This is a genomic window from Propionispora sp. 2/2-37, assembly GCF_001298735.1.
In the GTDB taxonomy this organism is placed as follows: Bacteria; Bacillota; Negativicutes; order Propionisporales; family Propionisporaceae; genus Propionispora.
In genome coordinates, this window is record NZ_CYSP01000008.1 from 144,979 (window position 1) to 169,865 (window position 24,887).

Below are 24,887 nucleotides of genomic sequence, written 5' to 3' on the forward strand. Positions count from 1 at the left end.
CTCCAAATAACAAGAAAACCCGCCGTAAAAGGCAGGTTTCTATAGTAAATTACCTGAACAGTTAATTCGTCATGCATTTTTAAAATCCTTTAAAATCTACTATAACATAACAAGATTAACGCTTTATCAGTTATATTGAATCCCCAAATACACATTATTTGCTTCCCGATTATACGTGATCTTCCCCACAATCCGCTTCAACAGCCTATTTCGTTCCTGTACGCTCTCTAAATGCCGCCATTTTTCTTTAAATACCTTAATTTTTTGCTTCAACTTCTCCAATAAAGGAATACTGCTCTGTTCCGAATAATCAGCTTCAAACCGCCAATTTCGTGCTTCAAAGCTTGAATTTGCTCTTCGCGTGAGTTTTTCCGTTCCAGAAAAGCAATTTTATCAAAACTGTCCTCTTCCCGCATTTCATATAACCGTTCTATGGCATGTTGATGTTTTATCAGCTCTTTTTCTTTAATAGCTAACGTCTTCTGGTATTGGATTAAACTCCTTATGATGCTCCTGCAATTGCCATTGCAAATTTTGAAACAAACACGGGGACAAGCATATTGTTTCGGTGCACAAGAGGTGATAAAAACAAAATCCCTGTCCCTATATTTTTTAGTTAAGTTTTTCATGCCAATTGAAGAAAAAAAAATAATAGCGATATCTCGTATATTGAGATGTCGCTGTTATTATAAGGACTGTTTAAGAGTCAATACCTTAGACAACAATTTGTCAAATGTCTGTTTTTTTCCAAATACCGCCTGCCGCAATAATTATTCACTGCTAGTATTGCTTATTTCGGAGTGTGTTCTATGATTCATTAACATAATTGATCCTATTACCAGAAAGATACCGATAATATTCGCCATATCTACCTGCTCTCTAAAGATCGCAACGCCAATGACCGCTGCAACGACTGCTTCAACCGACGCAATCACAGGTACCTTGCTGCTCTCTGTGATTTTTTGCAGACCCTGATAATAGAAAATATAGGCGATTGCAGTTGGTATCAAAGCATAGAGGAATCCTAATAGAAGCACACTCTCGTTCAGAGGAACAGCTTGTCCCCAGGGATTCATAAAAACAACGAGGAAGACTGCAGCAAACAGATAGCTATATGTGCTGATAACAAAGGCATTGCTTTTTTCTCCGGCCAATTTTCCGATGATTGCGGTCATGCCATAACAGAAACCCGATGCTATTCCACACAGAACCCCGATCAGCGAGAAAAGCATTACATCAAACTTTCCGCCAGTTGCAGCTAAAGTACACCCCATGATATTTACAATCATTGCAGCAGATTTTATCCATGTGATTTTTTCGCGTAACCAAAAGTAAGAAAAGACGGTAGTAAAAACCGGAGCAGTATTCATCAAAACGGCACTCACCGTCACGCCGGTCAAGGTGACGGCTATGCTATAAAACACATTATAGATTCCATGGCAAACAATGCCTAAAAGCGCACAGAATAGTAGGGTCTTTTTGCTTACACGGAGAGAAAAAAAACCAAACTTTGTGATGGTAATTACCGCGAGAATAACGAAGGAAAAGGCCATACGAAGGAAGCTTGTAAATACAAATGATGACCCATATTGCTCCATCAACTGAATAAAAGGACCGATGCATCCCCATAATACACCGGCAATAAAAACCTGTAAATATCCCTCGAACTCTTCGTTTTGTAATACTCTCATTAAAAGATACTCCCTTCCGATTATGCCTTTTTATACGCTTCCACCTTTACTTTGCAGATACTGGCAGCGCACATTACACGATCCATATTTCAATACCTCTGACCCCACAGTACTGTTCCAAGTTCCTAGAAAACTGCTCTATCCATGGCTTGAGTCCCTCACTTCCGTCAAAAGAATAAAGAATTGAAATAATATCTCGGTTGCCACTTTGTATCATTGCCCTGCGGCCGTCGCTACTTGGATTGCCAAACGGCCCAAGATCATCATACAAAACAGGGAGATACTCAATATTCACGCTGCCCTTTCCAATGCCATCGTAACGAGCACTATCTTCTGCGCGTCGTAGTTCAACAGCCCCTTTCAGCTCGCCTAAATCATAGGAGCCAATGGAGTAACCGGAGGAAACGGAGATCAGGTTATTGACTTCCACAACATTATTGATATGATATAGCTCTGAGAGTTCTTTACAATCCATCTCAGCATGGCTTCTGCCGCATTACGGTACTCATGGGGTGACTTTCCAAGCGCCTTATATGCCTGACGGGTAGCCGCGATATGCGAATTTTGACAATAGCATCCAATGTATATCCTTCGGATAATTTAGCAATAGAACTGTCAAAAATGTCAAAAAGTTTGGCAGAGCTGGACTCCACAGTTATTTTGTAGTGCAAAAAGCCAAGTGCGGTTCCCGGACATAATGTTTTGATTTCATCAGATATAGATATTTTCATTGTTGTCCTCCCAATTGTTGTTTTCCATGTTATTTCAAGGATAGAGATACATCTGGTAATAAACATTGCCCGTTATCTCTTTATTCTGGCCCCTTTATTCAGTTGATAATTACTCTCGCCAATCTTCAAAATACTTTGTATTATCTGATTTGGAATACTGTCCGGAGACAGTTGCCGGCAAGTACTTCTTTTATGCTGTAGCCTTCCAGGTCCCGGCCTGTGCGCTTGATATAATCCAAACGACCAATTTCTACCGCACCGGAACTAACCCAAATCATTCCCGGCTGTAGTTCCCGTCCAATACGACTAAATACGTTGTAGTCAATATCTTGTTCCGCCTTCCGTATTAGGGCCATTGAACCAATTTTTCCAACCAATTCAATATCAAAAGACTTCATATTTCTGTACGCTCCTACAGCAAAAGCATTGTGTTTTCCTTGGCCCCATTGTAGAATAAACTTATCATAAAGTAAAACTAAGATTTGTATAATCTATATTTAGTATAACTTAAAAGGAGAGCTTATGGAGAGCGCAAGATGCAAGGCGTTTTTGGCCGCTGTTGAGGCTGGAAGTTTTTCAAAGGCGGCAGAAGTTTTGAATTATACTCCCTCCGGCGTAAGTCAACTTGTCAGTGCCCTTGAAAACGAACTAGGTTTTTCTCTGCTGCGCCGAAATAAAAAAGGGGTAATACCAACTGAGAATGGAGAAAAAATTTTGCCTGCTGTGCGGGAATTTCTTTTGCAGGAAAATCGCATTTACCAACTTGCGGCTGAAATGAATGGCCTTCTGATAGGCAGCATTACAATCGCTGCATACTCCAGTATTGCAACACACTGGCTACCAAGTGTTATTCGGGCTTTTCAAGAGGATTATCCGCAAATCCAAATCAAACTGATGGAAGGGATACGGCAGGAAGTAACTAAATGGCTAGATGAAAAAATTGCAGATGTGGCCTTTTTGAGTTACAAAGACCCGATGCCCTATGACTGGATACCGCTTGCTGAAGATCAAATGCTGGCCGTATTGCCGAAAACACATCCACTTGCCGCAGAAGCATCGTACCCGCTTCAAAATTGTGAATATGAGCGTTTTATCATGCCTGCGCTTGGACGTGATGTTGATGTAGTTGCACTGTTTCAAGATAACAATTTAAATCCGAGCATCCAATTTTCTACGTTAGAAAATTTCGCTACTATGGCTATGATTGAACAAGGGTTAGGAATGAGTATTATGAATGAGTTGATCACGCGCAATTGGCAATGTGATGTTGTAAAACTTCCGCTTACCCCCCCACAACAGATTACATTGGGTATCGCACTTCCATCGTTGGAAAATACATCTCCGGCGGTTAAACGATTTGTCAAATATGCTGTAGATCGATTAACTTGTTAAAAAGTGTATAGATAAGCGTTTCGTCATCAAAAGCAGATTACGAAATAAATTAGTACGAATCATAAAGTAACTTCCATAAGTAAAGCCAAACCTTGAATCTTCTCACTTAAGTCGTTTTTAGCATTCGTCACACTCCTTTCGCAAGCAACCCCATGCCAAGAAGACCTATCAACTTCATTTCATCTGCTGGTAGGTTTTCTTTCAAAACATCCCGTAGTTTAATCCTTCTCATTTTTGTACTTTTAGAGTTCTTTTTGCAGACTACTCTGGAATGATGGTGCAATCATCAATTTGAAATGAAGGCAATCCAACAGAACAACAACACTCTCAACTAGCCAGATTCTCATGAATCAGCAGGGCGAACAGGGCAGTTTTTTCCTTTGTTTGAAAATCATACAAAAAAAGAAGCCCTCAAGCCCTGAAACTACAAGACTTGAAGACATTCCAGAACCGTTACCATAGTACGGTTCTCCCAGGCTAATATTAAATGAACTTATTACTTAATGAACATAGTATGTCATGCTACGGAATAGTCTTCTATAGTCCATAACATGATATTTAAGCATCTGAAAAGGTATTTAGGGAACTACCAGCGGATGGGTAGTTCTCCCGGACGCTTTGTCTGCAGCGTCTAACATGTTCGGCTTTACTAAGACTCTATCACCTGGTTGTATGAACTTTTCTATTCCGCCTAAATGAACAAGCAATTCCTGCATGGCTTGCTCGACGATTTGCTGATCGTAGGATTCTGCTTTGACTACCGCGACAAAACACGGGGGCAGGCATATTGTTTCGGCGCACAAGAAGTGATGAAAACAAAATCCCTGTCCCTGAGTTCTTTATCACTGTCATATCATTCATCAGGTAATAGCATCATGCAGTAATCTTCATTTTCTATAGCCCATATCGATATATTGACTGGCGTTTCAACTATAGGCAAGTAATAGGTATCAATGATTTGCGGACATTCTTGCCTATGAATGATTTTTGTACAGTAAAGCCATCTTTTTGTATTACAGACAGATCAAATAAATGGAATATTATATTCCCGCTTCAACCGCTCTCCCAAAGCCGGTTTTTATTTATGTATTTCTCTCAGGTATCTGAAAGAAAATATGCCTCGTTCATTGTCAGCTTCATACAAAGATTGGTCTACTAACAAATAATAATTCTTACTATTTCCTTCATACAATAATTGGCAATCAACTGGCAGTTGAACGCATTCATAAGTTTTATCGTTCATTTGGAAAGTAAGTGTTTTTTCCTGTTTTAATTTGCTAAAAGACATGGTATTTTCACCCTTTTCCACGCTTATATCTTAAACTTAAGCTACCTTACGTCAATTATATTAAGTTTACTTAAAAGGTACAATCCCTTTAGAGCCTGCTAAAAGCCGGGAGGGAAATGTTAAAATGGCCTATAATGATCTAAAATATCGCAGACGGTTTACAACTTCTATAAAAAATGAAATTCTGGATGCATTTTTTAAGTTAGCAGCACAGAAAAGACAGCCGAAAAGTTGGTTGATGGATGAAGCCCTTACTGATTTATTAGTAAAACATGGTATGAAAATTAAAACTGAGGAAGAAGAAAATCGGTAATAAGCTTTTCTTGATTTTAAGAGCAGTTAATACAAATATACAATATATAGTCACTATATGCAACTATATACAACCAATTACATTAATATAGCTTATCTAATACACTATAATTGAATATCAACATTGGAGGAAAATAGATGGCAGAACCCTATTTACGTTATCGGACGAGATTTACTTCTTCGTTAAAAAATGAACTTCTGGAACAATTTAATGAACTTGCGCAAGAGACCCGTATCCCCAAAACTAGGCTTCTGGATGAAGCCATCGAGGATTTATTAAAGAAGCACAAAAAAAGGAAAACTCAAGTTAAGTAAAGCATTAATAATGAGGGTTTGGGTGGGAATTCCTCCATGGCGGGGTAAGATTCCCAGCCCATACAGAATAAAAGGGGTTCGTTAAATTGGAAATGTTTATTCGTACTCGTATCCACAAAAAGGCCATGTAGCTACATGGTCTTTTTTCTATCTCCCTATTCTCTGTTTTTAATATTTATTATAATCAAATTGAACGAACACAATCTGTGCAAGGAATTCCTAAGTCCTGGCAAATCAGACCGGAGACTGCCAAAATATATATCGGGGTTATCGACAGATTTTTTCGCTCTCTAAGAATGTCAATAACTCCGGCTCTTTACTACTCCTGTACCGGCGTTTCCACAATAACGCAGTCTGCTTCTGGTATTTGAACAATCTCTTCATTCTACTTGTAATCTCTCCACCATTGACGGTTGGAGTTGTTGTCGCCAATGGTAACTACTTCGCCAATCATTGGCGTGACTACCTGTACATCCTTTTTTTGCGCTTCAATAATCAGCCGTTCCACCTGGCTGGTCCAGTTAGGATTGGACTGACTGAACATGCCCCAATGAATCGGCACCATAAGTTGTCCCTTAAGATCAATCTGTGCTTGCACCGCCTTTTCCGGAACCATATGAATCTGGCCAAACAAGGCGTTTGCCTGGCCGCATTCCATAAAAGTGATGTCAAACGGTCCATATTTATCGCCAATTAGCTTAAAGTGCGGGCCATAGGCACCATCACCGCTAAAAAATATTATACTATTTCCTGTCTCACTAGGTTCCGGCAACGTAACTATCTTCTCCTTCTGATCCGGCAAGCTTGCTAAATATTTATTGCTATGTTATTGCCATGACGTGATCCTATGTTGCTTCCAGTTTCTCCCCAAATTCACTGAAAACCTCCATATTCTGCTTATTCTTCATTATTATGTTCTTCTATTCAGCCATATAAAACATAAAATTGACGTGAAAATAGTATCCACGTCAATTTATTAATATACAGCTTTATCATGAACGGAAGGACCTGGTTGTTTTTGATGGAAACTGTAAATTGATAACACAAAAATCATATAGTTAATAATCAAAACTTAATCAATACCTAACGATAGATATGCTCTAAAGTCGGCGGCAAATCATTATTGAGCCCTTTAGAAAATAAAATTTGATGAACATTCAGTCCGGAAATACGGAAAGAGGCTGCACAGCCTTGCAGATAGAGACTCCACATCCGCACGAAACGCCGGCCAAATTTCTTCCTTATTAAATCAATATGGCGAGTAAAATTTTCATACCAGCGATCAAGGGTCATGGCATAATGCATCCGCAGGCTCTCGGTATGCAACAAGTGAAAATCGTATTCAGGCAACAGCCACATGGTTTCCCGCAGCGAAGGAACATAACCGCCGGGAAAGATATATTTTTTCATCCAAGTATTATTCGGTACATCTTCGGTAGTATGGGTGATGGTATGGAGCAAAGACAAGCCTCCGGGAGTCAGCAATTGATTTATCTTTGCCATATACTTGGGCAGGTTTTCCTTGCCGACGTGTTCAAACATCCCCACACTGACGATTTTATCAAATTGAAGCTGTTTCTCATCTAAATCCAGGTAATTAACAACTTGTACGTCGACTTGGTCCGACAACCCCAGGCTTGCGATTCGTTCTCGCGTACCGCGATATTGTTCTTCACTCAGCGTAATACCGAGGGCTTTGGCACCGTACTCCCTGGCCGCTTTGATAATAAGCCAGCCCCAGCCACTGCCAATATCCAGCAGTCTCTCGCCCGGTTTCAGGTCAAGTTTTTTTAAAATATGGTCTAGCTTTTGCAGTTGGGCCTGGTGTAATGAGTCTTCCGGTGTTTTAAAATAAGCGCAGGAATAGTTCATCGTTTCATCGAGCCATAAGGAAAAGAAATCATTACCCAGATCATAGTGATGTTCAATATTATGTTTTTGCTGCAATTTATCGGCTACACCATTGACTATTTTCGCCATTAAACTTGTCGTCAAATTGCCCGTGGTAAAATATTGCTGGTTGTCGTGCATTATTTGCAAGGCATCATCCAGGCGGCCCTGGAAGTCAATTATCTCGTCCATATAGGCTTCGCCCAAAGCAACCATGGGGTCTTCGATCTTGAAGTTAACAGGCGGCTCTTTCTTAAAAATTAATGTAAAATAAGGTGTTTTATCTCCGTAGCTTACCTTCTCTCCATCCCAATAGACTACCTCCAATCCACCATGTTGAATTTTCTCAAACAATGACTTGACAAACGTTTTTTTCATTGATGGGCCTCCCCACTGTCCGTATGCTATTTGTTTATACGCAGTGCCCATATTCTTCCCTTCCGGAACAAGAACTATCAGTCAACTTTTCTAGAATAATTTGTAAAAACAACTCAAGGGAGAATTAAAGGCGCTGGTATGCGGCAGCAACAGGAAACTCTAAAGATTTGTTGGATCCGGAGGCGAAAATCTGATCCAGGCTGCGAAATACGAGCGTACCGAATCACGGCAAGATTATCGGTCTGTCCAAAAGATAAAAAAACCGCCGCAGCGGTAGAAAAAATCGCTGGCGACAGCCCTTTTGGCAATGAAATGACAATTATACTATCAGATCTTTCAAACTTTTAGCCGCGTCGGCCTGTTGTGCCAAAACGCATAACAGCGAATACATCGGCAGACTAAACGACTGTTCCTGGTGATGGATCAGTGATATTTTCAACTGCATGCGGGGACCTTGCTCCAGAATGCCTAATACTCCCCGCTCGATCTCTTCCCTGACCAATGTTCCGGGCAGATAGGAAATACCCAGTCCGGCAATGACTGCTCGCTTTATCGCCGCTGAATCACTGTATTCAATGGGAGACTGAAGTTCGATGGGGCCAACGGTTTCATCGAACTTTTGACGAAAAACCGTTCCCTTGGTGTAGTTGATCAGCAGGTCTTTACTTAAATTGACTTTATTGCTATGATTCTTAATATAATTGCTGCTTGCCACCCATAAGACATCCTCAATCCAGATACCGTGCTGACAAATGGGTTCATAGCTGTTGTCGCCATGAATAAAGCCAAGGTCATAGCGGTGCTCCAGGATTCCTTCGAGGACTTTCTGGGTACTCATACAGACTTCAATACTGATACAAGTTTGCGGCATTTGGGACTGGGTTTCAGCTAAAATATCGGGTAAGAAATAGTTGATCATTTGTGTTGATACGCCTAAGCGAATGGTTTCCGTGCTGTGCTCAAAGGAACACATGACATTCCTGGTTTCTTCCCACAGGCTAACCAGGCGTTCAGCATAAGTGATCATTGAGCTTCCGGCTTCAGTCAAGCTTAGCCTCTTGCCGTTTCGTTTAAACAATCGGACATGAAAAGCCTCTTCAAGACTATAGATTTGAGCGGTAACGGCCGGCTGTGAAAAACCGAGCTGTTCCGCCGCTTTCGTAATATTTAGGAGCTTGGCTACTAATAAAAATGATTTGAGCAATCTTAGATCCACATGAAGGTACCTCCGGTATTTTATTGTACACATAAAATTCGCCGCTAAATGAGTATGTGGCTTGGATAACACACACATCGATTTAACGGCGAACTTTATCAGCCTGCTAAGAATCAGGCTAACCGGGCGATCGGGCCTTTTTCCTGGAGCAGCTTTTTACCGGCAATTCCCGGCTGGGTCATTTCCTCCGGCGATAAAATAACTTCCAGGGCTTCCTTGGTCAGCAACCCTTGATTCAAAATGATTTCCCGAACCGGCTTGCCGGTATTATAGGCTTCTTTAGCAAGCAGTGAAGCTTTTTCGTAACCGATATGAGGCAGCAGGGCGGTAACAATACCAACGCTGCCTTCGAGCCATGCCTGGCACTGAGCGGTATTGGCCTGCACGTTTTGTACACATAATTTGTTAAAGGTATCAACAGCATTGGTCAGATAAGTCATCGAATTAAAGATATTAAAAGCCATTACGGGTTCCATAACATTTAATTCAAACTGACCGTTTTCAACGCCAAGGGAAACGGCCAAATCGTTGCCGATCACCTGATAGCAGGTTTGATTTAAAACTTCCGGGATAACCGGATTCACTTTACCGGGCATGATTGATGAACCGGGCTGACGGGCCGGCAGCAACAGTTCGTTGATTCCGCAGCGGGGTCCGGAGGCCATCAGCCGGAAGTCATTGGCTATTTTAATTAAAGACAGCGCGGTTATTTTCATAGCACCGGAAACATCGGCAAAAGCATCGGTGTTGTTAGTAGCATCAACCAGATTTTCCGCTGTTGCAAAGGGGATACCGGTTATTTGCGTTAATTGTTTGACCACTTCTCTGATATACTCGGGTTCCGCGTTTAAACCGGTACCGACGGCAGTAGCTCCCATGTTTACCTTGCGCAGGCTGAGCAAAGCGTGATCAATACGTTCGGCACCCCGGCGGACAGAGGCGGCGTAAGCAGCAAACTCCTGCCCCAATGTGATTGGCACGGCATCCTGCAAATGTGTCCGTCCCATTTTTAACACGCTGATAAATTCCCGGCCTTTTTTATCAAGTGCGGCTGACAGGCTTAACAATGCAGTTACGAGAAGGCGGCCTTTGCGGGCAGCGCATATTTTGACGGCTGTTGGGAAGGCATCGTTGGTCGATTGGGCCATATTGACATGGTTATTAGGCGAAATGCGTCCATAGTTGCCTTTGACATCGCCAATCAATTCTAAGGCGCGGTTGGCGAGGACTTCATTTATATTCATATTAAAGGAAGTGCCGGCACCTCCCTGAATCGGGTCGACGCAAAACTGGTCATGGAGTTTGCCGTCAATGACTTCATCGGCCGCAGCAACAATCGCCTGACCAACTGTTTTATCCAACCGCCCTGTGAACATATTGGCTTTGGCAGCTGCTTTTTTAACCACGGCTAAGGCCTGAATAAAGACGGGATCCACTTTCTGGCGGGTGATTTTAAAATTCTCCATTGCCCGGAGGGTTTGCACGCCATAATACACATCGTCAGGTATGCTCATTTCTCCTAAAAAATCATGTTCGTAACGCATCGGTGAATTCCTCCTGTAATTTATATTGATCATTGGGAAAGCCCGGTATATTACCAGATGCCGACAACTTTCATCCAGGGAATGCCAATCAAAACCCAAATAAGTAAATGAATAATGGTAATGACAAACCCCAAACGCCACCACTCGCTTTGCGTAATGTAGCCTGAACCGAAGAAAATCGGCGAAACTCCGCAGGCATAGTGAGTTAAGGTGGAACAGCTGTTGGCAAAGACCCCCAGTAAAATTGCCGTAAGCAGTACGGGTGCTCCGGCAGCTACCGCAACAATGGCAAAAGCGCCGAACAGAGCCATAACATGAGCGGTATTGCTGGCAAAGCCATAATGAATGAAAACATAAACAAGTGATAGTAAGAGTAAAACAGCAAACCAGGAAATGCCGGACAGATAGCCTGACACAAGTTGGGCAAACCAGGAAATAAGACCAAGTTTGGCCAAATAAGCGGCCATATTAACCAAAATTCCCATCCAGACCAATACGTCCCAGGCTCCTTTTTCCTCCAACACATCCGTCCAGTCAAGAACTTTGACAATCAGCATCAGCGACAGGCCCAGTAGCGCAACAAAGGCCGGATCAAAACCGGTAATGCAGCTGGTGGCCCAGAGCAGCAAAGCTATGGTAAAGATGCAAAGCAGCAATTTTTCATTACGGGTCATGATGCCCATTTTGGACAATTCTTCCCGGGCCAGTTGTTTGGCCTCCGGGGTTTGTTTTAACTCCGGCGGATATATCTTATATAGGATATAGGGTATAATCATGCTACAAGCCAGGCCGGGGATAATGCAGGCAATAAACCATTGTGACCAGGCAATTGTCCGGCCGAACAGTTCCTGGGTCAGTTTAACAACAACGACATTATTTGAAGCTCCGGTAAGGAAGATGCAAGCGGAAATAATCACACTGTTATAGGCGCTCAGCATTAGAAATTTTCCGACTTTTCCGGCCGAAGTTCCGGGCTCGGAGCCAAATGCCGAACATAAACTGCGGGTTATCGGGTAGATAATGCCGCCGCCCCGGGCGGTATTGGACGGTGTAAACGGCGCTACGATAAAATCAGTTGCCGATAAAGTATAGGCAAGTTTTAGCGTACTGTCGCCAAAACGGCTCATTAAGAGATAAGCAATTCTTCGGCCTAATCCGGTTTTGACAAAGCCTTTGGCAAACATAAATGCTGCAACAATCAGCCATATCACGGTATTGCTAAACCCTTCGAGGGCCTGACCTGGCTTGAGAACGCCGGTAATAACAACAACGGTCAATCCCATGATCGAGGCTGCGCCAATTGGTACCGGCTGCAAAATAAAAGCAAGGATAGTTGCGGTGAAAATTGCCAGCAGATGCCAGGCATCCGGTTTTACTCCGTCAGGTATCGGCAGAAACCAGATTATTACCCCCATCAACAGGCATAAGATACCTTTGGTGGCTTTATTGGCCATCATAGAAACACCTCTTAAGCTCATTATTTAATTAGACGATGAACACAGAATTCCTGCATTTTGTATACAAAATTATGTATACATTAACAAGCAATCAGATTTGTCAGATGCCGTTAAAGGCCGACTGTTGTATCAATATAATCTGCCAAAGCTTGTTTAACGACTTCCTGAGCCAGTAATTTGGTTGGGTCAATCTCATGATAGTTGCCGGAAAGCTGATCAAAGATTAGCGGCATTTCCGTGCAGCCGGCAATAAATGAGTTTACTCCCAGTTGCTGATACTTTTGCAGGAGCTGCTGCATTGCTGGCAAGAAGGAGTTTTGCGCCAGCAGGCCGGCTTTTGTTTCGTTTATTGCACCGGATATAATTTTTTGTTCGTCCGGCTGAGGTTCTATTAAGATAAAACCTTTAGCGGCAAAGGCTGTTTGATATAGTTTTGCTTTCACTGTGGCAGCGGTTGCAAGCAGCATTATTTTTCCCAGGCCGGCAGCAGCGTAATGATTTTTGACATACTCGGCAGCGGTTTCAATCATATTGATTATTTTAATCTTAAGGCTGTCCTGAATGGCCTGGTACCAGAAATGAGCGGTGTTGCAGGGCATGACTAAAATATCGGCTCCGGCTTTCTCCAGAAATTGCGCGGACTGAATCAGTTCTTTTTCAGGGCTTTGCGCGCCGCTCATAATGGCGTCAATCCGGGAAGGAATCTGCGGATTGCTATAGACAATCATTTTTAAATGCTCCTGATCGATAACCGCCGGTGTGCATTCAACAATTTTCTTGAATAAATCCACGGTTGCCAGCGGCCCCATTCCGCCCAGTATTCCTACTGTAAGCATTTACTATCACCTCCTTAAGCCTCTTTTCTATTTTACAAAAAATTCTGCCAGAACAAAAATTAAAAGTATCTATTTAAAAATAGACTTTTTTTATCAACCGAAAATGGACCCAGGCTGACAGCATGCAGCATGGGTCCATTAATATTGTTCACCTGATATATCCAGGTTGTTAACTAAATAGTATCCAGTTTTTCGACTGTTCTTTCATTTACTGTATTTAATGTTGTTTTAGGTTCGATAAGCATGACATGTACTTCTTGTTCTGCAACGGGAAGATGTTCAACTCCTTTTGTTGTTTCAATTGACATTTTAATCCAAATAAAAGTAGATTTCACTTTCACTTTTTGGTAATATATCAATAAAATTACTGATTTTTTTGATTATTTTTTATGTTAGTTTTGGTCAACTTTGTCTTTACTATAAAATATAAATAATGAAAAAAGCCTCTAAAAAATATTGTAAAGATGGGGAGTTGCCTATGCCAAAAGAGGAAAAGGGTGTCATTTGGAAAGACGGGATATATTTTCGCTCTGCCAGCTTATTTGCCAAAAACAATCTTTTTTATGTTTTATGGGGGGCAACCTATAATTTAGATGCTCCTTATCGTGTGAAAAGGAGCTATATGGATGCTTATATGTTGCAGTATATCACCAGGGGGGAAGTTCATTTTGAATTGCGCGGACAGCATTTTACTGCTAGTGAAAATGAGTTTGTCCTTTTAGATTGTCATGAGCCCAATCATTATTGGGCGGAAATCCCCGCACAAGTAAAATGGTTTCATTTTAATGGCAATACGATAAAACCAATCTTAGAATATATTTACAAATTAAATGGAAATGGACATTTTTTAAGTCCAAAAGCATTCAAAATAGATCGGTACGTGGACAAAATCATGGAGACAATAAAAATTGAAGACGAAAATGAAATCTTTGTTTCGCGAAATATTTACAATATTTTATGTGAAGCAGCAACTCCCCCGCTAGCTTCAACTATCTCTTCACGTGAAAATATGATAGCGATAAACAGGGCAATTCATTTTATGCAGGAGAATTTTCACCGGCAGATCATGATTGCGGATATTGCCGAGCATGTCAATTTCAGTCTGTTTTATTTTACGAGGTTATTCAAAAAGGTCATGCTTACTTCGCCACATTTGTATTTGTTGAATATGCGATTGGTTTATACCAAAAAACTTTTATGCGAAACCTCCGACAGTATTGAGGATATAGCAAAAAAAAGTGGTTTTCAAAGTTCATCCTATTTTATTCGTGCATTTAAGAAAGCAACAAATCTGACGCCCAGTAAATTTCGCAGCATTTTTTCTGATTTGTAAACGGGAACTACTCTGGTAACCCTGACGACATAATCTTTATATCTCGGCCTGGGAAAGCAGGAATATTTTCTATAGATGATCTCTTCTTATAGAAAACATTCCTGCTTTTTATTTGGGCAAACCGTGTAAATATCCGGGCAAATAGCGTTAATGACAGCAAATTATATTATGATTATTATTAATATACAGAACGTTCTGATAAATAAAAATGTGCAAATACTTAAATGGAGGAAAATGATGCAAAATAAACATCCAAATAAAAATTTATCGCTGATTATTTTTATCTCTACCTTTGGCGGTTTACTATTTGGTTATGATACAGGCGTAGTCAATGGAGCATTGCCTTATATGTCGCTGCCTGATCAGTTGAATTTAACTGCATTTACCCAGGGATTGGTTGTGGCTATTTTGCAATTAGGCGCTGCAGCAGGGGCAATAGCTATTGGAAAAATTACGGACGTGTATGGTAGGCAAAAAACATTAATTCTGCTTTCCCTGCTGTTTTTTGTTGCCACGCTTTCTTGCGCGCTGTCTCCGAACGTACCGGTTATGGTTGTTTCCAGATTTATGCTTGGTTTGGCGGTGGGAGGAGCTTCGGTAAATGTCCCCACCTATTTAGCTGAAATCTCTCCTTTCTACCGGCGCGGCAAAGTGGTGACGAAAAACGAGTTGATGATTGTCTTGGGGCAGCTCCTTGCATTCACTTGCAATGCTATTATTGGCATCACCTGGGGGGAAAATGACGGAGTTTGGCGCTATATGCTTTCTCTAGCGGCTGTTCCGGCGGTTATTCTAGGAGTAGGAATGCTTCGGATGCCGGAAAGTCCCCGATGGCTAATTAGTAAAAACCGGGTACAGGAAGGGACTGAAGTTTTAGAAAAAATTCGCTCACCAAAGGAAGCCGAAAATGAAGTGGCTGAAATAAAAAAGAGTATAGAAAAGGGCTCTGTTGTTCAGCAAATGACAGTTAAAGATTTAGGCATCCCCTGGGTCAGATATTTGATATTGTTGGGTGTTGGCATGGCCTTGATCAATCAGTTTACGGGGATAAATTCTATTATGTATTATGGAACAGAAATTCTTAAAAATTGCGGACTAAGTACAGAAGCGGCACTAATTGGCAATATAGCCAATGGGCTTATTTCTTTAGTTGCTATGTACTGCGGAATTTGCATGATGGACCGGGTGGGACGGCGTCCAATGATTATTACCGGGTTAGCAGGAGTTACGGTGACTCTTTTTCTCATCGGAGTGGCTTCGAATGTTTTACATACTGCTGCCTATTTCCCTTTTATCATGCTGTCATTGATTATCGTTTATCTTGCTTTTTTCCAGGGGCTAATTGGACCGGTAAACTGGTTAATTATCTCCGAAATATTTCCTTTAAGGCTTCGGGGCCTGGGAATGGGGATTGCCGTCTGTGTATTATGGATTGCCAATTTTTGTGTAGGCTTAACATTTCCGATTTTGCTTGAACAGGTGGGCCTGGCGAATACATTTTTTACATTTGCTTTAATGAGTGTATTGTCAGTTTGGTTTGTCGTCAAATGTCTGCCGGAAACAAAAGGGCAGTCTTTGGAAAAGCTGGAGGAGTTTTTCATGCATCATTATGGTAAAAAAAACTTGGAAACAAAACATCAGCTAGAGGAGACTTTATAATGGAAAAAATTAAAGTTGGCATAGCAGGGCTGGGCAGATTAGGAAAAGAACATGCGAAAAACCTTGCCTTTAAAATTCCCAATGCTGAACTTACGGCAGCCTGTTCTATTGTTCCCAGCGAATTGGAATATGCGAAAAACGAGTTGAGTGTAGAGAAGGTTTATCCGGATTTTCACGAGATGCTAAAAGATGCTGCTATGGAAGCGATAGTTATTGTGACGACAAGCGATCAACATTGTTGGCAGATTGCTGCCGCCCTTGACGCGGGCAAGCATGTTTTTACGGATAAACCGCTAGGAGTAACGATCGAAGAATGTAAAACGGCAGAAAAAGCCGTTGAACGCCATCCAGAACTTACTTTCTTTTTAGGATTCATGAGAAGGTTTGATCCATCGTATGCTTATGCCAAAGAAAAAATCAAACAGGGAGCTATTGGTAAGCCTTACATGCTGAAAGCAACCGGTATTGATCCCGAGGCCTTAGTCGAAGGAGCTATTAATTTTTCGTCAAAATCCGGTGGAATTTTTATTGATATGGCGATACATGATATTGACTTGATGCGCTGGTTTTTAGAATCCGATCCGGTAGAAGTCTATGCTGCAGGTACTACCTTTAAACATAAAGAATTCCAGGCTGTCGGCGATGATGAGACCGGAGCTGCCATGTATAAGTGCGCTAATGGCGCTATTGCGTTTGCACATATGGGGAGAACGGCGCCTCATGGCTATCATGTGGAAACAGAAATTATCGGGACAGATGGAAGTATACGTATCAGTCCTGTTCCGGAAAAAAATCTTTGTCTGATTTATAATCAACATGGAGCAGTGAAAGAATGTGTCAGTGGTTTTCCTGAAAGGTTCGCTGATGCGTACCGTCTTGAAATGGAAGAGTTCATCCGCTGTATCCAGCAAAAAGAAAAACCGGCCATTACCGTCTACGATGGAACTAAGTCAACCCAGATTGCGTTTACAACCATGGAAGCTTATAGAAAAAGAAGAGTGCTGCCGATAACATATTAAGTTAGAAGCACACCGGGACTATTCCGAAAGCTACTGTAAACCTTTAAGAGATGTTACAAAAATACACAAATATAAATTATAGTGCATATGTTGTAGAAATATTAATTCCTACCTGCCGGAGTGGAATATCTTGGGAGAATTCAAACTAGTCCCGGACGAATCAATTTTTTTCGACATAACCCCCGATGAAACCAGCTTGTTTTTCTATGCTTTAGGTGTTGCTGTTTCCCAGTCATTAACCATTGATGAGCTTAATGTTCTGGCTAATGGACTTGTTGAAACGGCACAGGTAATGTTTGTCATTGCCTCCCAGCGGACGTTACTTAATGACGCCATAAATGCCCAACAAGAAAAGAAAGATGCTGAAAAAGCGAAAGAAGAGAAAAAAAGCACTCAGGAATTAAAATCCGAAATCAAAAAACTCCAGGATCAAATTGAATACTTGCAAAAACAAATAAACATCATAAAAAGGTAACTAAAAACTCCTGCAAGAATTTACCTTACAATTCTTGCAGGAGTTCTGTCATTATCCATAGTCATTGATGACAAATTGCTCATCGCTCACCTCATGACCTGTTATTTTTCGTATGTTTTGTGAAGATAGATTATTTCCTGAATTAACTTTTTTGCCAGCATCGCATTCATCAGATGATCCATTGCATGCATCATCAAAACGGAACAATGAAATTCCGCCCCTTCGGCTTCTTTTTTAATCAGCCCTGTCTGCACGCGATGCGCCTTCAGCATTTTCTCTTCCGCCCGTGCCAGCAGGGTATCAGCCTGCTCATATTTTCCCATCTTTGCCCATTCGAGCGCCTGCATCATTAGCTCTTGTGCATCACCTGCGTCGGCAATCAGAGAAAAAGCAATTTGGTCTACATTTTCCATGAAAGTTCCCGCCCCTTTTTTTAAGTTACTTGATTAATTCCTACCTTTTTACTCTCTCTCCCTCTATCATACTTTTCGAAATCCAATATTGCCAGCATAATTTGCCGAAAGGGGTTTATATTATCTTTTGTTTCAAGTACGAATATTTTGACATTCCCCGGCGTAATGGACGTTTAATTTTTCTTTCTCTATATTTTATGAAGCAGAGATTAACTGTTAAAATAAAAAAGCTCAAGTGAATACTTGCCCGCAAGAAATGCAAGAGGTCGTCCGAAAGCTTTCCCGCTTTTAGACGACCTCTTTTCCTGTTCATGCTTACCTGAGCCTAGTCTGGATCATATTCATTGTTCCGTACCAACCCAAAGCATAGTCCTAAAATGTTTTTTAAACTATTTACTGCATTCAAAGTTCCCAGTCATATTTCTTTTCCCGTATCCGGAATTACAAAATAATAGGAACCGGACTGCAGTTCATACAGTGCCTTGCCTTCCCGGTACCCTTTGAACACTATATTTTCGTTCCCGTCTATCGGCTGCCCGTTCTCCAAAATCCTGCGTGCAACCGGCAGACTGCTTACCGGCAGGTAAAGCGTAGCCGTCGTATTCGCCGGAACCACCGCATCGTAAAACCATTGATGATCTTCCAGCCTCCATCCGCTTGCTATGCGCCCGTATGGCGAATCATAATACCCTTCTGCCCGCTGCAATGCACCGGCAAAATCCGGCTGCGGCTGTAAAACAAAATGCTTAAATCCCGCTGCGGCAGCATCGCGCTGAATCCCTAAGGAATAATTGCACAGCCATGCGCCTACAGCACCAAAGGAATAATGATTGAACGAATTCATACTGTTGTTGCCGCCAAAGCCTCTCTCTTTCGTATAGGAATCCAGGCGTTCCCAGATTGTCGTTGCGCCCTGCTGTACAGGATACAACCAGGAAGGATAGGCCTTATTCTCCAGCATCTTATAAGCGATATCACTATGCCCATAGTCGGAAAGTGCTTTGCTGATCCAGGCGGTACCAATAAAACCGGTCATCAGTGCGTACGGCCCCCGTTTTACACCGTTATCATCTGTATTTTCCCGTGTACAGGCTGCCACGAGATGCTTTGCCGCATCTGGAGCATTATCTTGATCAAAAATTCCCAGCGCAAGCGGCACGGCATAGGAAGTCTGCGTATCCATCACCGAACCGTCCGACTTTATTGTTTTATGTGTCGCCGGGTCGATAAACTTCTTATTAAACCAGGATTTTCGCTGTATGTATTTCCCACGATAAAAATCGGCATCCTTTTGCTGCCCCAAGACTGCTGCGGTACGCGCCATGATATCCAGGCCATAAATATGGTAGACGGTCCACAAGAATACCGGTTCATTTTTGCTGTATTCCGGTCCCAGCCAGTCGCCAAGCTCAAGTAAGGTGCGTTCACCAATAAGACCGTCTGCAGCTACGTTAGTATCAAGATACGCCATATATTTCTTCATGGCCTCATAGTGTTTCTGCAAAATACCCGTATCGCCATACTGCTCATACAGTTCCCAGGGAACCGTCATCCCGGCGCTTCCCCAAAGAATGCCGCCAAAACCGTTGCCAATTGGTGCAATATCACCGAACCGGCCATCCGGATCTTGCAAATCTCTGAGTGCCTGTAAATGACGATCCAAAAAGCGGTCCGTATCGGTAATATAGCCGGCCGTACGGGCAAACATTGACAGGTCGCCCGACCAGCCCATACGTTCATTGCGCTGCGGGCAATCTGTCGGAATGGACAGGAAATTGGCCCGGGTCGACCATACGATATTTTGCCAGAGCCGGTTCACCGTTTCGCTGGAAGTCTCGTAACCGGCCCGGATGTCCCTGACGGAACTCAGCACCTTCCCTCGCACATCCCGGAGCGGCAGTGCTTTATCAAGTCCCGTGATTTCAAGATACCGGTATCCGTGATACGTAAACCGCGGCCGAATGCGTTCATCGCCGCCTTTCAGGATATAGGTGTCCTGCGCCAATGCACCGCGAATATTTTCCAGCATGAGCTGTCCCGCGTTGGCTCCGGCTGCTTCATTTTCCGGATAAAGCATTTCGGCATAACGCAGCGTAAGCTTCGTGCCGGCTTTGCCATTTTTGATCCTGATGTCCGGCACCCCGGCCATATTTTGCCCCATATCATAAATAAACGTTTGTGGAGCCGCCTCTTTTACCTCTTTTGCCGTAAGCGTAAGCACTTCGTTCACTCCGGCTCCTTCTTGACCGATAAGTGAAACATTCGCATAATTTTGCTCTTTCACCGTACCGGTCATACAATGCTTCCATGTACCGATAAAAGCCGTGTTCTCATCTGCCGGAACAGCCTTTGCCTTTTTCCAGAGAGCATCGTCATAGTCCGCCCTGCTCCAACCCTCTACGGCTTTTTCCTTTCCCGCATCGTAGATTTCTCCCTGAAAAATACTGCCTAAAACAACCGGTCCTTGTCCAAAATATTTCCACGTTTCCGGATTGGTCGTTATAACTGACTGCGTACCGTCTTTATAGGTAAGCACAAGTTTGGCCAGCAGCGACTGCCTGTCACCAAAGTAATTCCAATTTTCACCCTGGAAAGAAATAGCTCCGCTCCACCATCCTTCAGCCAGTTGCGCCCCTATGGCATTCAGCTGCCCTTTTTTGATAAATTCCTTCACATCATAGGTCTGATAGAGCTGGGTCACATTGTATTGGGTAAATCCCGGCGCAAGATAATCCTGCCCGACGCGCCGTCCGTTAATGTAAAATTCATAAACACCCCGGCTTGTTACATAAAGCCGTGCGGCTGCCATCTGTTTCGCCGGTACCTTAAACACCGACCGCAGCATCGGCATGGAACCATGTGACGGGTCCGCCGTGAGCAGCAAACCATCTTTTCCGCCATCCAAAAGGTAGGTGTCGCGGCTTACGGAAAACCCTTCTGTTTTCTTAGTAGAAAATATCCCTGTATACGGCCTATCCGGCGTAATTTTCTCAAAAAACACCGTGTTGCCCGGACTGCGGTAATTCAATATCCTAACCGAAGAAAACTCCGCCCTTTGCCCCTTATCAAGCGCAAACCCGATATCCGCCACCATCGGAAAGCTGATGTAGTCGCCGCCCGGACCGACAGGATTTACATTATAACCGGCTGTCCAAAAATTCACCTGCGGCAGTTCGATCTTTTTCCCATCGATGTTGAATTGAAGTATTCCGTGGTTGCTGCTGACTTCCACGTTATGCCGGGTATAAAGATTGCCGGCATTGATGGCCTCCGGCGGTATATCCAGAGACGTCAGCGGCTGCCCCGGTGAATCTGTCGGACTGTACCCGCTGCGATAAATCTTGAGTTTTGCCGGTTCTGCCGGACTTTTTTTCAGTCCGGCCACATCAACTACAAGCTTAATATAGCTTTGATCTTTTTTATTTTCCAACTGATACATATTTTTATTTCGATCCATAAGCCGGCTGTCGTTCGCACCAAATACGAATCCAGCCCGCTCCGCTCCCGGCATCAGACGCATATCATAACTGATCTTATAGACGGCCAGGCTATGGGCCGCAAGCGGTAAATCGTCATCCCCGCCGATCCATTGCGCACCGCTCCAGTCCCCCTCTCCTTGGCGTTCCAGATTTAGCCCGGTCTCAAACACAGAAGACTTTTCCTGCACTCGCCCGGCCTGATTCCATACTTTAACCGTCCACGTATACCGTGTCTCCGGCTGTAAAGGAGCACCCGCATAGGCAATATTCAGCGAAATTCCGTCCTCTACTTTTCCTGTATTCCAAACCACTTGTCCCCGGTTGTCTTTTACAATAATTTCATACGCCGTCTGCCGCAAGCCGCGCTCTTTTGCCGCGGCTTGCATCTGCCAACTGAAATGGGGCACTTTCTCGTCCAGTCCCAACGGTTCGGTCATATGCTCCACTTGCAGATTATGCAGATAAAACTCCGCCGCCTGTTCTACCGCATAACACGGCCGACCGGAAAAAAGCAAAAAAGACACACAGAGAAATCCTGCCCATTTTACTATTTTATGCATTACTTTCCTCCAATTTCCCAAAAAACAGGTTCCGGCGATTTGCCGGAACCTGTTTTTCAGCCTTCAAGAATTTCACCCCGGCTCGCGATCACTTTTCTATACCAGTCAAAGGATTTCTTTTTATAACGCGCGAAAGTTCCTGTTCCGTCGTCATTGCGGTCAACGTAAATAAATCCATATCGTTTCTTCAGTTCGGCCGTAGAGGCGCTTACAAGATCAATGCAGCCCCATGTCGTATATCCCATAATGTCCACGCCGTCGGCAATGGCTTCACGCACCTGCAGGAGATGATCATTTAAGTAATCGATACGATACCCGTCATCGACCGTTTTGCCGCCCATGCCATCATCGATAAGCTCGTCTACGGCTCCCAGGCCGTTCTCGACAATAAAGAGCGGCTTCTGCCAGCGATCCCAGAACATATTGAGCACATAGCGGATACCCTGCGGGTCGATCTGCCAGCCCCATTCCGATGCTTTAAGGTAAGGGTTCGGCACACCGCCCATAAGATTTCCCCTGCCTTTTTTCTTCTTCGCCGGATCAGCGGTTTCACAAACACTCATATAATAGCTGAAGGATACGAAATCCACCGTATTTTTGAGAATTTCCTCATCGCCCGGTTCCATATTAATCCGGATCCCATTTTCGTGGAAATAACGTTTTATATAGCCCGGATACATGCCGCGCACATGTACGTCGCCAAAGAAATAATTCATATGCTCCGCCTGCATGACCGCTATCATATCATCCGGCGAGGGCGTCAACGGATAGGTAGGCATACTCAGGACCATGCAGCCGATTTGGGCGTCCGGCATCATTTCGTGCCCAATCTTCGTTGCCAGTGCACTGGCGATAAGTTCATGATGGATTGCCTGGTAAAGATCCTGTTTGGAGAGCTTTTCCTTATCGGTATAGATACCGCCGCTCATGAACGGTTCGTGCAGCACGGAATTGATTTCGTTGAACGTCAGCCAGTATTTCACCGTATCCCTATAACGGGCAAAAACTGTACGCACATAGTTTTCATAGAAACCGATGAGTTTGCGGCTTGTCCAGCCGTCATATTGTTTAGCAAGGTGCAGCGGTGTTTCATAATGCGATAAGGTAACGAGCGGTTCAATACCGTATTTATGGCATTCGGCAAACAGCTTGTCGTAAAAGGCAAGCCCCTTTTCGTTCGGCTGTTCCTCATCGCCATGGGGAAAGATACGGCTCCAAGCAATCGACGTACGGAATACCTTGAATCCCATTTCGGCAAAAAGCCTGATATCTTCAGGATAACGGTGATAAAAATCAATTCCTTTAAGTTTCATATTGTCCTCGGTTGGTTCCTCCGTACGCGGCGCGGCTATGCCGTGCGGCATAACATCCTGAATGCTCAACCCTTTTCCGTCTTCATTATAAGCACCTTCGCACTGATTGGCGGCTACAGCGCCGCCCCATAAAAATCCTTCCGGGAATTTTTTATCCATAGTTCCTCTCCCTTTCTCTTCTTTGTCAAGTCTCAGAAAACCTCATTTATGCTGCGCCGCAAGCCATTCCATAAGCGTAACCAGTTTGCCGTCGATCATACTTGCGCAGGTATTATTATAAACATGGATCCAGGACCAATGGCCGTTGTACTCAAACGGCGTCCCGTCATCCTTCTTATACAGTCCTGTCATATCATGCACATCATCAAAAAAGCTGAAATGCACATTTTTTGCTCCGGCAGCTAAAAGACGTTGATACGTAGGAACGACATACTCCGCCGGGGGTACGACCTGGTCGGTTTTTGCCGCTGTAAACCAGATCGGCAGTTTTTTCATTGCCGCGATATCCTTATCCCGGATAAGGCTGTCTTTCAAAGCTTCACAGGTCGGAAACGCCGCCGCAAAATAATCCGGATAGTCGCGGATCATAAGCATTGTCATATAACCGCCGTTGGAATCGCCGCCGATATAGATACGGTCCTCATCAATATTCTTATGTTCCGCCACATATTCTTTGATGAGTTCCATCAACGATGCTTCATACTTGGAAGTACCATCGCCAAAGCCCTGGAAACCATCCATCCAAAAGGTTGGCGACTGCGGAACCAACACATAGGCGCCGCCAAAATAGGCCTGCAGCACAGGATCGGCAAAACGGTTCGCTTTATTCGCCGCAATCGGGATCGCCGGGTCCGTTCCGCCCTCTCCCATACCGTGAAGCCAGATAATAAGCGGATGCTTGGCCGAACCTTCCGGTTCATAGCTTGCATAATGTAAAGTAATGCCGTCATGTTCTGCTGCACCGAAACGGAACATGTCTATATCCGGACGGATATTGCCTGCCGTCTTCGTTACCTTAAGTCCGGTTATTTTTCCCTTGACCGCCGGGACATCCTTCTCCTGGATGATCGTATAATCACACTGTACCCAGTTGTTGCGCATGGTTTTCACATCAAAATTAAGGGGAGAACCAAGCGTGATGTCCGGTCCTATTTCCATTTCAATCACCGCATAGCGTCCCTGTTGTACTGCCTTTCCGCTTTTATCGGCTACATAAATCCCGGTGATTTCCCGGTATCCTTCCGTATCACCGAGAATCTTCGTATCATTCACGTTCGGAGAAAGCTTCTTATACAAATCTGCCGCCTGCCTATCGGCAGGAGTCCGGGGAATGCTTCGTTTTACATACACCTTGAAAGCATCCATGGCAATTGCATCTGCTTTCACTTCTTTTCCAAGATCCACGATAATCCTTGGAATCGCCGCCCCCCAGTCATGGACTTCCGTAACCGTGCGATATGTCGCCACAGTACTGTGCGCCAAAGAGGGAGCAGCAGCCACGCCGAACCCCAGCACAAACACTGCCGCGAGGCCAAAAATTTTCCAAACTCTTTTTCCCATCTGTTTCGCTTCCTTTCAAAATCTAT

At 43.5% G+C, this 24,887-nt stretch carries 21 protein-coding genes; 7 read left to right on the forward strand and 14 right to left on the reverse strand.

What is annotated here, in order from left to right:
• Positions 1-770: 770 nt before the first annotated feature.
• From P22_RS10385 to P22_RS10395, 4 genes are all read right to left on the reverse strand, one after another.
• A complete protein-coding gene (locus P22_RS10385; RefSeq protein ID WP_054260165.1) occupies positions 771-1,691 on the reverse strand; it encodes a DMT family transporter in 921 nt (306 codons plus the stop codon).
• A 73-nt stretch (positions 1,692-1,764) separates the two neighbouring features.
• Positions 1,765-2,166, reverse strand: coding sequence for a phenylalanine--tRNA ligase beta subunit-related protein (locus tag P22_RS21150; protein WP_235814613.1), 402 nt, complete (start codon positions 2,164-2,166; stop codon positions 1,765-1,767).
• A gap of 1 nt (position 2,167) precedes the next feature.
• On the reverse strand, positions 2,168-2,422 hold the full coding sequence (locus P22_RS21155) for a hypothetical protein (protein WP_235814614.1): 255 nt from the start codon (positions 2,420-2,422) through the stop codon (positions 2,168-2,170).
• A gap of 140 nt (positions 2,423-2,562) precedes the next feature.
• Positions 2,563-2,820 carry a hypothetical protein gene (locus tag P22_RS10395; protein WP_054260166.1) on the reverse strand — a complete coding sequence of 86 codons (258 nt, stop codon included), beginning with the start codon at positions 2,818-2,820 and terminating at the stop codon, positions 2,563-2,565.
• Between the two features lie 124 nt (positions 2,821-2,944).
• Between P22_RS10395 and P22_RS10400 the strand changes: the two genes are divergently transcribed.
• From P22_RS10400 to P22_RS19930, 3 genes are all read left to right on the forward strand, one after another.
• Positions 2,945-3,814: a LysR family transcriptional regulator gene (locus P22_RS10400; RefSeq protein ID WP_054260167.1), complete on the forward strand. Its 870-nt coding sequence runs from the start codon at positions 2,945-2,947 to the stop codon at positions 3,812-3,814.
• Between the two features lie 1,412 nt (positions 3,815-5,226).
• On the forward strand, positions 5,227-5,415 hold the full coding sequence (locus tag P22_RS10410) for a ribbon-helix-helix domain-containing protein (protein WP_054260169.1): 189 nt from the start codon (positions 5,227-5,229) through the stop codon (positions 5,413-5,415).
• 137 nt (positions 5,416-5,552) lie between these two features.
• Positions 5,553-5,729, forward strand: a complete 177-nt coding sequence (locus tag P22_RS19930; RefSeq protein WP_069972803.1) for a ribbon-helix-helix domain-containing protein — start codon at positions 5,553-5,555, stop codon at positions 5,727-5,729.
• Positions 5,730-6,114: 385 nt separating this feature from the next.
• Here the strand turns inward: P22_RS19930 and P22_RS10415 are convergent, their stop codons facing one another.
• The 6 genes from P22_RS10415 to P22_RS10440 all read right to left on the reverse strand — a co-directional run bounded on the left by P22_RS10415 (position 6,115) and on the right by P22_RS10440 (position 13,050).
• Positions 6,115-6,501 (reverse strand): MBL fold metallo-hydrolase, encoded by a 387-nt coding sequence (locus P22_RS10415; protein ID WP_235814615.1) that lies wholly within the window; start codon positions 6,499-6,501, stop codon positions 6,115-6,117.
• Between the two features lie 311 nt (positions 6,502-6,812).
• Positions 6,813-7,997 (reverse strand): SAM-dependent methyltransferase, encoded by a 1,185-nt coding sequence (locus P22_RS10420; RefSeq protein WP_054260170.1) that lies wholly within the window; start codon positions 7,995-7,997, stop codon positions 6,813-6,815.
• 319 nt (positions 7,998-8,316) lie between these two features.
• Positions 8,317-9,213: a LysR family transcriptional regulator gene (locus P22_RS10425; protein WP_054260171.1), complete on the reverse strand. Its 897-nt coding sequence runs from the start codon at positions 9,211-9,213 to the stop codon at positions 8,317-8,319.
• A 113-nt stretch (positions 9,214-9,326) separates the two neighbouring features.
• The gene (locus P22_RS10430; protein ID WP_054260172.1) at positions 9,327-10,757 is read right to left on the reverse strand and encodes an aspartate ammonia-lyase; all 1,431 of its coding nucleotides are present in this window, start codon (positions 10,755-10,757) and stop codon (positions 9,327-9,329) included.
• A 50-nt stretch (positions 10,758-10,807) separates the two neighbouring features.
• Entirely contained in the window at positions 10,808-12,211 is a 1,404-nt protein-coding gene (locus P22_RS10435; protein ID WP_054260222.1) for a DASS family sodium-coupled anion symporter, read from the reverse strand.
• A gap of 113 nt (positions 12,212-12,324) precedes the next feature.
• The gene (locus P22_RS10440; RefSeq protein ID WP_054260173.1) at positions 12,325-13,050 is read right to left on the reverse strand and encodes a cysteate racemase; all 726 of its coding nucleotides are present in this window, start codon (positions 13,048-13,050) and stop codon (positions 12,325-12,327) included.
• A gap of 478 nt (positions 13,051-13,528) precedes the next feature.
• Here P22_RS10440 and P22_RS10450 point away from each other — a divergent pair, with 478 nt between their 5' ends.
• From P22_RS10450 to P22_RS10465, 4 genes are all read left to right on the forward strand, one after another.
• On the forward strand, positions 13,529-14,383 hold the full coding sequence (locus P22_RS10450) for an AraC family transcriptional regulator (RefSeq protein WP_054260174.1): 855 nt from the start codon (positions 13,529-13,531) through the stop codon (positions 14,381-14,383).
• Positions 14,384-14,620: 237 nt separating this feature from the next.
• Positions 14,621-16,042, forward strand: a complete 1,422-nt coding sequence (locus tag P22_RS10455; protein WP_235814616.1) for a sugar porter family MFS transporter — start codon at positions 14,621-14,623, stop codon at positions 16,040-16,042.
• Complete coding sequence (locus P22_RS10460; protein ID WP_054260175.1) at positions 16,042-17,061, forward strand: Gfo/Idh/MocA family protein; 1,020 nt, start codon at positions 16,042-16,044, stop codon at positions 17,059-17,061. The genes P22_RS10455 and P22_RS10460 overlap by 1 nt, the downstream gene beginning before the upstream one ends.
• A 130-nt stretch (positions 17,062-17,191) precedes the next feature.
• The gene (locus P22_RS10465) at positions 17,192-17,536 is read left to right on the forward strand and encodes a hypothetical protein (RefSeq protein ID WP_235814617.1); all 345 of its coding nucleotides are present in this window, start codon (positions 17,192-17,194) and stop codon (positions 17,534-17,536) included.
• A gap of 101 nt (positions 17,537-17,637) precedes the next feature.
• Here the strand turns inward: P22_RS10465 and P22_RS10470 are convergent, their stop codons facing one another.
• The 4 genes from P22_RS10470 to P22_RS10485 all read right to left on the reverse strand — a co-directional run bounded on the left by P22_RS10470 (position 17,638) and on the right by P22_RS10485 (position 24,861).
• Positions 17,638-17,949 (reverse strand): PTS sugar transporter subunit IIA, encoded by a 312-nt coding sequence (locus P22_RS10470; RefSeq protein WP_054260177.1) that lies wholly within the window; start codon positions 17,947-17,949, stop codon positions 17,638-17,640.
• 415 nt (positions 17,950-18,364) lie between these two features.
• Entirely contained in the window at positions 18,365-21,988 is a 3,624-nt protein-coding gene (locus P22_RS10475; protein WP_069972804.1) for an alpha-L-rhamnosidase, read from the reverse strand.
• A 56-nt stretch (positions 21,989-22,044) separates the two neighbouring features.
• Positions 22,045-23,460 carry a glycoside hydrolase family 1 protein gene (locus tag P22_RS10480; protein WP_054260178.1) on the reverse strand — a complete coding sequence of 472 codons (1,416 nt, stop codon included), beginning with the start codon at positions 23,458-23,460 and terminating at the stop codon, positions 22,045-22,047.
• 42 nt (positions 23,461-23,502) lie between these two features.
• Positions 23,503-24,861, reverse strand: a complete 1,359-nt coding sequence (locus P22_RS10485) for a prolyl oligopeptidase family serine peptidase (protein ID WP_054260179.1) — start codon at positions 24,859-24,861, stop codon at positions 23,503-23,505.
• Positions 24,862-24,887: the final 26 nt, after the last annotated feature.

What these genes read in the sequence shown, in the direction of transcription:
- P22_RS21155 (WP_235814614.1), bottom strand. Translation starts at nt 2,422, where the DNA reads ATGAAAATATCTATATCTGATGAAATCAAAACATTATGTCCGGGAACC.
- P22_RS10480 (WP_054260178.1), bottom strand. Translation starts at nt 23,460, where the DNA reads ATGGATAAAAAATTCCCGGAAGGATTTTTATGGGGCGGCGCTGTAGCC.
- P22_RS10470 (WP_054260177.1), bottom strand. Translation starts at nt 17,949, where the DNA reads ATGGAAAATGTAGACCAAATTGCTTTTTCTCTGATTGCCGACGCAGGT.
- P22_RS10460 (WP_054260175.1), top strand. Translation starts at nt 16,042, where the DNA reads ATGGAAAAAATTAAAGTTGGCATAGCAGGGCTGGGCAGATTAGGAAAA.
- P22_RS10435 (WP_054260222.1), bottom strand. Translation starts at nt 12,211, where the DNA reads ATGGCCAATAAAGCCACCAAAGGTATCTTATGCCTGTTGATGGGGGTA.
- P22_RS10400 (WP_054260167.1), top strand. Translation starts at nt 2,945, where the DNA reads ATGGAGAGCGCAAGATGCAAGGCGTTTTTGGCCGCTGTTGAGGCTGGA.
- P22_RS10420 (WP_054260170.1), bottom strand. Translation starts at nt 7,997, where the DNA reads ATGAAAAAAACGTTTGTCAAGTCATTGTTTGAGAAAATTCAACATGGT.
- P22_RS21150 (WP_235814613.1), bottom strand. Translation starts at nt 2,166, where the DNA reads ATGGATTGTAAAGAACTCTCAGAGCTATATCATATCAATAATGTTGTG.
- P22_RS10455 (WP_235814616.1), top strand. Translation starts at nt 14,621, where the DNA reads ATGCAAAATAAACATCCAAATAAAAATTTATCGCTGATTATTTTTATC.
- P22_RS10475 (WP_069972804.1), bottom strand. Translation starts at nt 21,988, where the DNA reads ATGCATAAAATAGTAAAATGGGCAGGATTTCTCTGTGTGTCTTTTTTG.
- P22_RS10430 (WP_054260172.1), bottom strand. Translation starts at nt 10,757, where the DNA reads ATGCGTTACGAACATGATTTTTTAGGAGAAATGAGCATACCTGACGAT.
- P22_RS19930 (WP_069972803.1), top strand. Translation starts at nt 5,553, where the DNA reads ATGGCAGAACCCTATTTACGTTATCGGACGAGATTTACTTCTTCGTTA.
- P22_RS10410 (WP_054260169.1), top strand. Translation starts at nt 5,227, where the DNA reads ATGGCCTATAATGATCTAAAATATCGCAGACGGTTTACAACTTCTATA.
- P22_RS10395 (WP_054260166.1), bottom strand. Translation starts at nt 2,820, where the DNA reads ATGAAGTCTTTTGATATTGAATTGGTTGGAAAAATTGGTTCAATGGCC.
- P22_RS10385 (WP_054260165.1), bottom strand. Translation starts at nt 1,691, where the DNA reads ATGAGAGTATTACAAAACGAAGAGTTCGAGGGATATTTACAGGTTTTT.
- P22_RS10440 (WP_054260173.1), bottom strand. Translation starts at nt 13,050, where the DNA reads ATGCTTACAGTAGGAATACTGGGCGGAATGGGGCCGCTGGCAACCGTG.
- P22_RS10450 (WP_054260174.1), top strand. Translation starts at nt 13,529, where the DNA reads ATGCCAAAAGAGGAAAAGGGTGTCATTTGGAAAGACGGGATATATTTT.
- P22_RS10485 (WP_054260179.1), bottom strand. Translation starts at nt 24,861, where the DNA reads ATGGGAAAAAGAGTTTGGAAAATTTTTGGCCTCGCGGCAGTGTTTGTG.